The organism is Streptomyces endocoffeicus, from assembly GCF_016741935.1.
Lineage (GTDB): Bacteria > Actinomycetota > Actinomycetes > Streptomycetales > Streptomycetaceae > Streptomyces > Streptomyces endocoffeicus.
Map to the genome: position 1 here is coordinate 1 of NZ_JAERRG010000045.1, position 12,862 is coordinate 12,862.

Below are 12,862 nucleotides of genomic sequence, written 5' to 3' on the forward strand. Positions count from 1 at the left end.
ATCTTCTGCCACCCGGACGGCTCACCGCTGCGTCCACAGGGGGTGCTGGTCGAGCTGCGCCGGCGCGCTGCTGAGCTCGGCCTGCCACAGATCGGGGTGCACGATCTGCGGCACACGGCAGCTACGATCATGATCAGCTCGCGGGTGCCGCTGACGGTGGTCTCCAAGACGCTGCGCCACTCGACACTGGCCACCACGGTCAACCACTACGGCCACCTGCTCCCCCACGCCGCCCGCGACGCCGTCACCGCCATCAACACAGCCCTGGAACGCGCCGACCGCAAACACGCCACCGGCGACCCTGGCGGAGCGTCAGAACAGCGGGCGGCCTGAACCCTCCGCCTCCCCCGCTCCCCCTTAGGCTTCTCCGTGCTGCGGTGCCCCTGGCCAGGGACACCGTGGCGGTGGCGCCTCAGCGTTCACCGGTTGTCATCACATCGCCATCACGTGTCACACGAACGCAATCAGCGGGTCTGCCATCACTGGCAAACCCGCTGGTCACACCGTCGGGACGACAGGATTTGAACCTGCGACCCCTTGACCCCCAGCCCGGAATTGAGACGCTCTCCGCATGCGAAATACGTGCGGCAACGCCTGAGTTGCGCGGGGTCGCGCACACCGTGTGGTCCCCAAATGGTCCCCACGACAGTGCCTCCAAAGCCAGCTTCGCTTTCACTTCCATCATGCACCGCTTGGCAACATCCGCCAAGAACCCACCAGAGGAAGGACGAAACCAGAGAGACGCGGGCAGGGTGAATGTCCATGACCCGTCCGGGGGTTCAACTGCCTGCCGCGTGGCCGCAACGCCCCCTCGCCGAGCCGGGTGCCAGACACCATCCAAAGCCCGGAAGCGAACGCCTCCGGCACAAGACGACCCGTCGATGCCCGTGCGGACCCGATCCTGGGCGGGCCGCTCAACGAGTGTCCGCTCACCAAGCTCACCGCCAAGGACATCCGCACCTGGCTCAGCCAGCTCCGCACCACCTGCCAGTGCTGCGCGCGGCATCGACGCCCAGCGCGACCAGCCTCACTGCTGTGCCACCGTCCAGTGCTACCGCAAGCTGCTGTCACGCTCGCCTCCGTCCATTCCGTGCTCAAGTCCGCCCTGGAGCGCGAACCCCTCACCGTCGACGAAGCCCGGCAGCTCCTCACCTCCGCGCACGAACACCGCTTGCACGCCCTGTTCGAAATTGCTCTCCACACCGGTCTCCGCCAAGGCGAACTGCTCGGCCTGCACTGGAAGGACCTCGACCTCCACTCGACCGCCAAACTGTTCCTGGAACAGGGCGTCGAACTCGTCGTCACCAAGGAACTCCTCGGGCACGCCCACATCGGCGTCACCGTCGGCGTCTACGCCCACGTACGGCTCCGCCTCCAACGCCAAGCCATCGACATCCTCGGCAACACCCTTGGCCCGGCCGATACCCCTGACGACCCGCCCAGCGCAGTCGTCGTCCGCTGACGTTGCCGTCAGCGTTGCCGTCAAGAACCCCAGGAGCCCCATCGGATTACATCCGATGGGGCTCCTGCGGTGTGTCAAATGCGACAACGAAGCGGCTTTCGAATTTCTAACGGACCGCCGATATCCGACTTTCCCCGTCACTGGCCGGACAGAGCTCCCTAATCCGATGAACTCAGGAGTGAGCGCATTTCCCGATGCACGAATACCTTCTCCGTCACACCGGAATCCAGAGCATCCTTCAAGTCACCCAGCCTCGTAACGTCGTCCATGAATTGAGCAATGGGAGTTCCAATTTTCTCCACAAGAGAAGATTGGAACTCACCCTCGCCAATCTCCTGCTTAGAATTCTCCTCCAAGAGGAGGAGCCCCTCGGGAGTAATGGACTTAAGGGAGTTCAACCTGAATCGAACTTGACACTTAGATTCAGGCAGCCACGAATCCTCAGCTTGACTAGCGGGCGAGAAGGCAATGTTGACGTAACACAACTCATCCCACCTGGACTTTTGGACGTTGATCACTGCGTACAGATCCGATGTGACTCGATACCAGCTGTGGCCGCGCCGTTGAAACCCTAGCGGCTTGACAGCTTCACCGATGACTCGGACTACTGCGCTCTGCATAATCAATCGAACCTCTTATAGATGTCCAGATGCCCGGCCCAAGGTTGGCCAGTCATCTCCTCAAGCTCTTCGACGTAGCCCTTCAACTGCCGACGCCCGGTCACCATGCTACTAGGAGCGTCGGACTTGAGTTCGCGAACTACCCGGTTCCCCCAGTCGATCGCGTCAGGCCTGCGCCCGCTGGGGAGCGTCACTTCATAGTCGTATCCGTCCCCCAGTGCGGTTCGGTAATTCTTGTGAGTCAACCGCCCCCGAGCCGCGTCCGCATTCTCGCCCGACGTGAATCTTCCCTGTGCATCACGCCGGCAACTCGAATTATGAACGAGGACCGGAGTATCACCCGCCAGCACATAGTACGTGTGGATTCCGCTGACCGTGAGGTCATAGGTGCGTTGCAGCTTCGTGAAGTGGCGCACGGAGGTGACCGTCACGGCCTGGCCCTTGTCCGTGCGGAGCCGCATGCCGGTGATGACGTCGCCTGCGTCCACCCAGCGGGCCTCGCTCGTTACCCAGAACGGGTGGGTGTCGGTGGCGATGATCGACGCGGGGCGGTCACCGGTCTTCACTGTGAGGTCGGTGAAGTCCTTGTCATCGTTGGTGACGATCGTCGCGACGACCGGGCGGGCCTCGCTCTTCCCGGTTTCGGGATCGGTGGCGAGGACCTTATCGCCGACCTTGATGTCCTTGATGTCGCTGTGGCCGCCGTCTGCGAGTTGGACCTGGGTTTCTTCGGTGAAGCTGTGGCACTTCTCGACCGCCTTCTCGGCTGCGTCGACCGCATCGTCGGCCTTCTTCTCGGCCTTCCGTGCCTTCTTCCAGACCTTGACGCCCTTGAGGGCCTTCCCCGGGCCCGGCAGATCAGCCGCAGCCCAAAGGCACCCGGAGAGTTTGAAGTCTCCGCACTTCTTCCATTCCGATGTGTCCGGGCCGAAGAAGTCCACCGCCAGTTTTAAGACACTGAACAGTCCCGTGCCGGCTTTCTCATCGTGATAGGGGCCGGGCACAGGTGGAGGTCCGGGACTCGGCGCGGGCGTCGGGTAGGAAGCCGAAGTGGACGCCGTGCCCCCGCCTCCACCTCCGCCGCCTCCGCCGCCTCCACCACCATGGTGCCGACCACCACCGCTGGGGTAGTGGTTCTCCGGTGGGGCGTTTTTGCCGGCGTCTCCACCGTTGGTCGGCATGCAGTGCCCGTTGCCGGGGTCTACACACAGGCCTGTGGGGTCCCAGTCAGTGACCGGATTCTGGTTGGCATAGCTGTATCCGTTGAGGGACTGCCCCTGATCGGGAGTGAGGAGCGGGTCGAGGCTGATGAATTGGCCCGTGACGGGATCGTATTCGCGGGCACCGATGTGAGTGAGGCCGGTGACGCCGTCGGCCGGCTTGCCGAGGAACGCCTTGTCGTCCGGCCATGTGGTGGGCTTGGTACCGCGCGGAGCGCCGAAGGGGGTGGTGTAGCGCTTGGTGACCGCGCGGGTGCCGACGTCGACGGCCAGGGTGCCGGTGCCGTGGTGGTCGGCGGCGAGGAAGGTCAGCTTCGTGGTGGACTGGCCCTTTGTGCCGGTGCGCTCCGCGATGGTCTGCCCGGCGCCGGTGTAATAGCGGGTGCCGGTCAAGGTCTTCGCCGAGCCCCGGACAGTGAGACGGACCTCGGTGGCGCCCAGGTAGAGGACCGTGTCCCCGTCAGCCGTCGTGGCACGGCGGATGAGGAGCTCGCCATCGGCATCGTAGAGGTAGCCGGTCCCTGTGGCCGCCTTCCCGCCCTTCGCCGGTTCTGAGGAGGCCGCGAGTCTGCCTTCGGTGTTCCAGGCCAGGGTCTGTTCGGCCTGGGTGCCCGGCCGTGTGGTCGTGTTACCTGCGGCGTCGTACGCGTACGCGGCAGTGGCGGACGGTGTGCTTCCCGGCTTGGTCGTGCGGGTCTCGGCCAAGGGGTGCGGCTGCCCCTTGGCCGTGCCGTACGCGTAGGTTGTCGTCGTATCGCCCGCCGCCGCGTGCTGAGTCTCGGATTCCCGCTGGCCCGCCACGTTGTAGGTGTAGGACGTCCAGTACGGGGCAGCGCCGCCGAGGTTCGCGGTGGTCCGGCCGGAATCCGCACAGTCCGCCGTCTTCGGTGTCCACGCCTCGGCCAGGCGCCGATAGCCGTCGTAGCCGAAGCATTGGTAGTCGGCCTTGCCCGTGCCGCCGAGGTTGGTGCTGTCGAAGATCGACGTCACGTTCCCGGCGTCATCCTGCGTGTACTTCAGGTCCTGAAGCAGGTATCCGTAGGTCTCATCACGTGTGAAGCCGCGTGTCAGGCGTCGAGTCCCGTCCTCGTACTCATAGCTCGTGTACAGCTTCTTGCTGTCCGAGGCGGGGGATGTTCCCAGCTCCAACTGGCGCAGGTCCCCGACCGGGGAATAGACGGCGTCCAGCAGATAGCTGGAAGCGCCCGAGGCGGTGAGCTGCTGACCGGTCGCGTTGTATGTGTAGGAGACCGACTCGCCCGACAGCCCGCCCACGGCCGGCTCTCCGGTCTTCTTGACCGTGCCATCGAGCCTGTAGTCGGTGGAGAAGGCCAGTGTGGAGGGTACGCCGGCCTGTACGAGCGGGTCGTTCCCCGGCAGGAGGAGCTGGGAGTCGGTCGGCTGGTACAGGCTGTTGTATTTCGTGACTTTACGGGTGTACGCCTTGCCATCGACGCCGCCTTCATAGCGGGTCGCCGAGTCCTGCTGCCCCATTGCGAGGGTGTCGAAGGTCCAGGACGCCAGCTTGTTGGCGGCCGTCTTGGAGGACTGCCACATGCCGGTTTTGCGGCCGAGCTCGTCGTACTCGTACAGCAGGGTGTTCTTGTTCGCGTCGTCCGTGGAGGTGATGTGGTCGAGCTCGTCGTAGTGCGTGGATGTCTTGCCCTTGTCGGGGTCGTCAGCCGTGCTCAGTCGGCCGAAGAGGTCGTAGGTGTACGTCCATGTGGCGTTGTCCGGGCCGACGATGGTCTTCTGGTCGCCGTCCGGTGTGTAGGTCAACTTCGTGCTCGTGTACTTCGTGCCGGTCGGGCTGGTGCCCGAGTACTCACGGCGCTCGGTGACCCGCCCCAGAGCGTTGGTGACCTCGGCGACGGCTGACCCGCCCGCCGGGCCAGTGGTCGCGGCGGTGTCGCCGGTGTAGGTGGTCGTCGTGGTCCAGCGGTCGGCGCCGCGGACCTTGGTGACCGCCTGGACCGGGCGGCCGGCGCCGTCGTACTTCGTGTCGGTCTGGGTGGGCGCCTGACCGCCGTCGGTTTCCACCGCCTCGCCCGACGGGCCGTTCTTCTCGTCCCAGATGTCGTCCTGAGAAGAGACGGCCAGACCACGGTCGTCGTACAACGTCTGCGAGATGACCCGCCCGCCGACCGGCGAGGGCTCCTGCGTCTGACGGGGGCGCAGCAGGCTGTCGAAGATCTCGTAGGTGGTGTTGTATCCGGAGCCGTCACCCTTGAGTGTGCCCGTGGAGATCCACGGGAGGGATGCGTTGGTGACCTTGTAGCCGTATACGTAGTTGGGCTTCTCCTTGACGGCATTGGACCGGTTGGGCAGCCACACCTTGGTCACCCGGCCGAGGCTGTCGTACTCGGTCTCGGTGATCTTCTTGTTGGGGTCGGTGACCTTGAGCGGCGCACCCCGCGCCGGATCGACCGTGGTGATGGTGGGGAAGCCCTTGGCATCGGCGGTCACGGTGGAGGTCAGCGGGCCGGCCGTTTCGGGCGTGTAGGCGGTGGTGGTGTTGGTGCGGTCGAGAGCGTCCTTGACAGTCTTCGGTCGACCCAGCGTGTCGTAGGTCGTGGTCTCGACCTTCTGCCAGCTGGGGTTGTTGCTGTCGGCGTAGCCCTTGGCGCGGCCGGTCCAGCGGATTTCTCCCCGGGTGGGGGTCTGGTCCTCCGACCAGGTGGTGCTGTCGTACGCGGTGGCGACATCAGAGACGACGTCGCCGCGGCGCGAGGAGTCAGCGGGAAGATCGAGGTTCGCGGCCGTGACCGAGCACTTCCGCGACACGGTCTGGGCGCGTGCGATCAGTGAGCTGATGCCCGCCTTGTCGTTGCGTGCGTACCAGTTGCGGGTGCAGGTCTCGTCACCGCTGACCGCGTCGTCGCCGCCGTCCTCGACGGTGGCGGGCATGCCGAAGTCGTCGTAGGTGGTGGTCTGGGTGCGGACCCTGTCCACCGGGCTGATGCCGCTGGTGATTCTGGTGCGATCGTGGGTGGCCCTGGTCCGAACGTAGTATGCCTCGGTGTCCGCGTAGGACTTGTGCTGGGTGGCGGTGCGCTTGGACCACGGGTCGCTGATGCTGCCGGACACCTCGGCGTCCCCGTTGTAGGTCACCGACTCACGTGTGAAACCGGCGTACGGGTCGGAGTCGGTGATCTCGGCGGCCGTGATTCCCGTGACCGTGACCGTTTTCCGCTTGTCCGGATCGACGCCCTTGCCGTCAGGTCCCAGTACGCGGTCGCCGTCCATGCCGCGCAGGTAGACGGTGACGGTCCTGGACCGCGTGCTGTCGCCGGCGCCGGTTCGGTGGATGACCTTGCCGTAGCCCCGCCACTCCGACCAGGTGCGTTGCTTCGCCGGCGTCATCGGGTCGCCGTTGTAGTGCCAGGCCGCGCCTCCCTCGTACGTGTAGGAGTGGGCAACGGCTTCGGAGCCGCCCTTGGGGTCGGTGGTCCGCACACCGGTCACCGGATACTTCTGGAACCAGTCGAGCTGCGGGTCGGCCGCACCGTTGGGTGACCAGTAGACCGGGAAGCAGCGCTTGGTGTTCTCATCCGCCTTCGGCATCGTCCGGCCCGCGACACAGTCGGCTTCCGCGTAGTCGACGACGGTCTGGGCACCGGCCTCGGAGGTGATGGTCTTCACCCGTGGCTTTTCCAGCGACAGAATGTCGTCCGTCGCACCGTCCACCCGGTTCGTGAGCCAGGTGTGAGCGAACTTCACCGGGTCCAGGGAGATGTCACCGCCGCGCTTGCCGGTGCGCTTGATCTCGTCCAGCCACAAGGACTGATCGGACGAGTCGCCCGTGTCGCCCGGGTCGAGATAGGTCTGCTCGAGCGCCCAGGAGTCGACGGGTTCGTAAGCGGGTGTGGGAGCGGTCGCGTTCCAGAAGTAGGTGGTGATGTCCGTCAGGCGCTTGCGCGTGAAGAAGGAAGGGCCGACGTTGCCGGTGCACTTGTCACCGTCCTTGCACACCGCGTCGAAGGGCACGTCCGGCCAGTTGTCACGGTGATCCTCGTTCAGCGAGTCGCAGCCGGTGCCGGAGGCCATGCAACGTTCCGCGACGGTGAATGTGACCTTGTTCGAGGCAGAGGGGGTCGCGGAGAACAGAGCATCGGCGCGCTGCCCGTAGCGGATCTCCCTGAGATAGCCGCCGCGTATGTAGTCGGTACCGGGGTCGTCTTTGCCGTTCTTGGCGTAGTTGTTGTGCTCGGCGTTGTACCAGTACGTCATGGCGTTGTTGTGGGTGTCCTCGACGTAGTCGAGGTTCCAGCGCCATGCCTGCTTCTTGTCGCGCTCGCCGAAGGACGAGCCCGAGGAGTAGCCGGGCTCTCCTTCGTCGTCGCCGAAGACCGGCACGGTCCAGACCGACTCCGTGCGGTCGTCCGCGGCCGCGCCGTCCAGCTTGTTGAGTCCGAAGACGTACTTGGTTCCATCGCCCGTGGTGACGGTCCAGTACTCGCCGTTGTCGTCGCCGTTGTCGGCACCGGTGGAGTGCTGGACGGTGGAGGCGTCGTCGTTCTTCAGCCGCCACGTGCCGCTGGTGTCGTCCTTCACCAGTTCTGTCGCCTTGCCGTTGAGCACGAGCGAGGCGTTGTCGTACTTCCAGCACAGGTCGAACTTGTCGTCCTGTCCGTCGTCATTGCAACTGCCGTACTTGCGCTCGATGTACGACGAGGTGAGATCGAACCCCTCACCGATCCAGGAGCCCTGGTTGTTGGTGTTCGCCGTTCGTCCGTCGACGCTGCCGGAGTCGTACGAGATCGACAGATCCGGTGCGGGCCCAGCGGCCGCGGGAGGCATGCCGAGCGGATACGTCCATGTGAAGGAGCCCGAGGACCCACCCGCCTCCCACGTGGACGAGGCGGAGAGCGGCGTCGCCTTGTAGTCGCCACCGCCGGATTTGGCGGCGGCGGCCACCGCCAGGACCTTCACCTCGCCGCCCGGCTTCGCGGCGAAGGTGAGCGGTGTGGAGAGCTGCTCCTTGTGCCGCTTGTTGACCGCCCGAAGGGGGCTCTGCGTACGACAGCCGGCCTTCTGTGGTGTCGTCAGCGCGCATGCCGGGAGCTGCACAAGGGTCAGGCGTCCGGCCCAGTCACCGCCGTATGCCGCGGCGAAGTCCGCGTAGCTGATGCCGAGCTTCGTGCTGCCCCCCTTGGCCGAGGCGACGGCCTTGAGGAGCACGCCCTTGACCCCGGCCTGCCGGGCTCGGCCTTGGTCCATCACCTGGATGCTCAGGCTGGAAGTGGCGTGGGCCTTCCTCCCTTGGGCCTTCCCGCCCGCCGTTCCGAGGGTGATGGGCAGGCCGCCCGGCCGGGCCGTGGCCGAGCCGCTGCCGGATAACGCCAGGCGCGCGGTACCGGCCTTCGGCCAGGTCACCTTCCTGGCCTGGTCGCGGCGCGCCGCCTCGGCGGCCGAGCGGTCTGCTGCCTCGCTCTCCTTGACCAGGGCGGCAGTCCTACGGTCCGTCTTCGGGGAGAGGGGTATGACCTCGTCCGCCCGCGGGGCCTCCAGCTTGGGCCTGCCGAGCCCTTTGGCTTCTGACTCGAACGTGACCGGTGACAGCAGTCCCGGCACCAGCGACAAGCCGGCCACCGCGGCGACGCGCCCCAGCCAGCGGCCTCTCCGCGCTCTACTTCTGACTAAGACACCACGGGCCGACACGATCCGTTTCACTCCCCGTCCCCATCGCGTGCGGTCCGCACCGCGCTCGTTGTCCCGCCTCGTCGGCCGTCCGTCACGGCGGCCGGATATCACGAGTTCTCCAGTGGTCCGGCATCCAGGACCTGCGAGCGAACCTGTTCGGCGCTCATGGCTCCCGCCCAGATCCTCAGCTCCTCCACGGCCCCGGGCAGATAGTGGGCCGTGCTGCCGCTCCCGGTCCCCCGGCCCAGGGCCAGCTCACCGGTGCCTTGCTGTTCGGCCGTGAAACCGGCCCGGTCCAGAGACTCCTGGTCGGAATCCCCGACGTACAGGTGCACTTTCCCGTACCGGGTCTCGGTCTTCTCCGGGTCATCCGGGTCGGTCCATTCCCATGCCTCCTGGGCGTCGAAGATCCCCGTCACCTGCACCCAGGTGTCCAGCTCGGCGTTTTCCTCTCCGGGTACGGAAGCGCTCTGAGTCGCCTTGCCCGTGCCATCGACGCTTGTACGGGTGAAGCGCCATCGATAGGTGTCTTCCGCGGGCTTGGTCACCCACAGCGCCCAGGACGATTCGGTACCCGTCCGCTGCCCGGTCACCTGGGCTTCGTAGCCGATGGGCTTGCCGGAGAGCTTGGCGCTGTCGAGACGTACACGAGCCGAGGCCGTGAAGGAACCGTTCTCGTCGAGCACGGGCCCGGTCGTGGAGGCGTAGCCGGAGGTTCCGTCCAGGAGGAGCGCGTTGTCGTCCTCGTTCAGTGTGGCCCCGGCAGAGGACAGCTTCATCGCGGCTGCCGGGTACGGAGTGCCTTCGGCGATCTCCGTACCCTCGGCGGCGGAGGCGTCCCACATGGCCACCAGTTCGTTGGGCGGTGCCTCGCTCCCCATCAGCCGGGCCTCTGTGCGGATCTCCTCTGTGGTCAGCACGCGCTGCCAGAGGGCCGTTTCGTCGATGCGGCCGTGGAAGTACTCACCGTAGGTACCGCCCACCTTGGACCGGCCGAACTGCAGGCCACGGTTGGCGGTCCACGGCTCGTAACCGGTCGCCGCTTTCGACAGCACCACAGGGTCGCCTTGTGGGCGCCCGTTGACGAACAGCTGGATGGTGTCGTTCGACTTGTCGGTATCGCCCTTGGTGTCGAAGACTCCGGCCAGGTGTGTCCAGACCTTGAGCGGAGGGTTCTGCGCGTTGGCGAAGGAGCGGATGTATGTGGGGTCGTTGCGGTCCTTGTCCGTACGATTGAAGATCCACTTCTTGTACGTGGAGGAGTAGTACAGGGTGAAGCCGGAGCCGTCCTCTCCCGGCTCGGTCAGCACCACCCTGTTCTCGGTGGAGTCGGTGAGGTACGCCCAGGTCGAGACGGTGAATGAGTCCTGGGTGTTCACTGCCGCCGTGGAAGTGGCGGCATATCCGCTGGTGGCCGAGGAGTCGTTCAGCCACAGCGAATAGTCGGCGTCGCCCCGCCGCCCGAAGGTCGACCAGCCCGTTCCCGCCTCGTCGTAGAGGGTGGCGTCATGCCGGGTCCCCTCCGTGGCACTGTCGACGGCCTTGGTTACACCCGAACCTGGCGCCCCGTCCGCGAAGTGCCATCGGCCTACCGGGCCCGCGGCCGGCGCCACGGCGAAGGTGAACTCCGCAGGAGTACCCCAGCGATTGCGTACGTCCTTGGCCTCCACGGACAGCACCTGGGTCCCCGACAGTGGCGGAGTGACATTCAAGGTGACCCGTGCTCCGGCGCTCTGTTTGGTGTTCGCGGCCGTCGTGGTCAGCAACCGCCAGCGATAGCCCGTGATGTCCGTATCGACGGCGTTCGGCTTGACGGAGAACGTGCCGGACACACCGGGACCGCCCATCCCCACGCACTGGTTCGGCAGACACTCGGTGTAGGGCTTGCCCGCCGTGATCTGCGGTGCCTTCGGAGCGGTGGAGTCGATCTTCAGGTAACACCAGGAGGAGTAGGACGAGAACAGATCACCCGACTTGCCGTTGTACGCCCAGTGCGACTGCGTCCGCGCCTTGTAGCGGTACAACCCACCGTCGGCCCGGTCCGTTGTGCGCATCTTCTCCAAGGTGCCGTCCGGGTCCCAGCCGCTGTCCGGTCGGTAGCCGCTCCACACCTTGTCCCATGCCCCGTCGTCCTGTTTGCGCTCCATCCAGAACTCGGCCTGGAGCGAGCCCTTGTCCTCGCCGCTCTTCGGTTGCGTTCTCGTCTGGACGCGAGCCTGGACCATCGGATCCTTGCGGGTGACGACCAGCGGATCCGAGGAGGACGTCTTGCAGTAACCGGAGGTCCCGTCCCCCGGAATCACTCCCACCGAGGTGGGCACACCGGGTCTGGGAACGTAGGTGACCTTCAGGGTCGCGTTGTCCTCGAATCGCTTCCATGCGGTGGCGTCGGATTCGTCCTTCGCACGCAGCATCAGCGTGAGCCGAGAGATCTTGCCGTCGGCGAAGGACCTGACCGTGCTCGCGAGATTCTCGTCCGACTCGTCCGGGTTGTCGTTGAACTCGATCCACGCGTCGGGCTGTTCCGGACTGCAATTCTTGCCCCGCCCGGCGGAGACATAGCGATCGCCCATCTGATCGAGTTGCCTGGGTCCCGGCCAGCGTGTGCCCTCGGAGATGTTGTCGGTGCGCTCCAAGTCCACCCAGTGCGGATCGCAATCGAATGACCATGTCTCATGAGCGCGGAAGGTCGCATCCAGCACGTACTTGCCGACGAGCTTCGATGGCGCGAACTCGAAGTACATCCGGTCCACGTAGCCGGCCCCGCAGTAGTAGCCGTTGGCGCTGCCGCACTTGCCGACCCCGAGGCTGCCGTCGAACTGCCAGAATCGGTCCCCGTCGGACGAGAGCTTGGTGCGCTCCGAGGCGCCGAGGCCGACTGGCGGATCGATGTAGACCGGGTAGACCGTCTTGTCGCCGCGCAACAATCCGAGGTCCGGCTTCACGATCACCACGCCGTCCTGCACTGTGACGGGCAGTACTGCGCTGGCATCACCATTGCCGGGCCGCGTTTGCGGACCCCCCTCCTCCGGCACCGTCGTCACCCGGGCTTTCGGGGCCCTCGGGGCTTTCGGGCCGTCCGCGGCGAGGCCCTCGGCGTCTCCGGCCGAGTCCCACATCTGGCCGGCCGGGCCCTTGAACACCGCGTTGCCGTCATCATCCATCGCACGCAGCCCGCCGCCCGCGCCGGGAGCGGCTTCGAGCCCGACCCCGGATACCGACAACTTGATCTGCTCAAGGTCGGGATTGGTGGCCGCCTGAGCCGTCCGCACCACGAGAACCTGTCGATAGCCCTCTGCCGTCGCTGTCAGCTGAAGGTCCACGCCGTCCAGCACATCCGGATACGTGGCAGTGGGCCCGTCCAGCCTCGGCGCAGGAAGTTGCCGCCCAGGCCATGAAAGCCGAATCGTCTTTCCAGCCGTTCCCAGACGCAGGAGGTCCTCGGCGTCACCGCCCCCGGAGAAGGCCAGGTCGACCACCACACTCCTAGGGCCGACACTGCCGTCGGAGCGGCGCTCCAGCGTGGTGTCCACATCACGCCATGATCCGTCTTCCGCTCTCACTCGCTGCGGGACCGAGGATTGCTCCAGCGTGAACGTCCCGTCCGGGTTTGCGAAGGTCTGCGAGTACTCGACTCGCTGGGCGGTCACCTCCACAGGCTCGCCCGACGCAGCTGCTCGCTCCGACGCACTTATCGCCTGTGCCACGGGTAACGCACCCGCAGTTGCAACCGGTAACAAGACCAGCGATACGGCGACGATCGCCGCGGCAGACGCCCCCGCGACGGCGCGACGCGCCGCACTCATCCCACCGTCGCGCACGCGACAGCTCCACCTCAACCCCACAGTCCCCACCCCGGAGTCACAGAATCTTCATATGTGCGGCGAAGTAGATCCAACATAAAGACACAGCGTCAA

At 65.9% G+C, this 12,862-nt stretch carries 4 protein-coding genes and 1 pseudogene; 2 read left to right on the plus strand and 3 right to left on the minus strand.

What is annotated here, in order from left to right:
- Together JK364_RS49025 and JK364_RS56410 are read left to right on the plus strand one after the other, a co-directional pair.
- Positions 1–333, plus strand: a 333-nt coding sequence (locus JK364_RS49025) for a tyrosine-type recombinase/integrase (RefSeq protein WP_201857957.1), incomplete at its 5' end; no start/stop codon positions are given.
- Between the two features lie 580 nt (positions 334–913).
- Positions 914–1,462 (plus strand): annotated as a pseudogene (locus tag JK364_RS56410) (tyrosine-type recombinase/integrase); the annotation flags it as partial.
- A gap of 158 nt (positions 1,463–1,620) precedes the next feature.
- On the opposite strand, the gene JK364_RS58325 reads toward JK364_RS56410, so the two are convergent.
- The 3 genes from JK364_RS58325 to JK364_RS49045 form a co-directional block, all read right to left on the minus strand.
- Positions 1,621–2,082: a DUF4304 domain-containing protein gene (locus tag JK364_RS58325; protein ID WP_201857958.1), complete on the minus strand. Its 462-nt coding sequence runs from the start codon at positions 2,080–2,082 to the stop codon at positions 1,621–1,623.
- 2 nt (positions 2,083–2,084) lie between these two features.
- Entirely contained in the window at positions 2,085–8,522 is a 6,438-nt protein-coding gene (locus JK364_RS49040) for a polymorphic toxin-type HINT domain-containing protein (RefSeq protein ID WP_230993722.1), read from the minus strand.
- A 530-nt stretch (positions 8,523–9,052) separates the two neighbouring features.
- On the minus strand, positions 9,053–12,751 hold the full coding sequence (locus JK364_RS49045) for a laminin G domain-containing protein (RefSeq protein ID WP_201857959.1): 3,699 nt from the start codon (positions 12,749–12,751) through the stop codon (positions 9,053–9,055).
- Positions 12,752–12,862 lie beyond the last annotated feature (111 nt).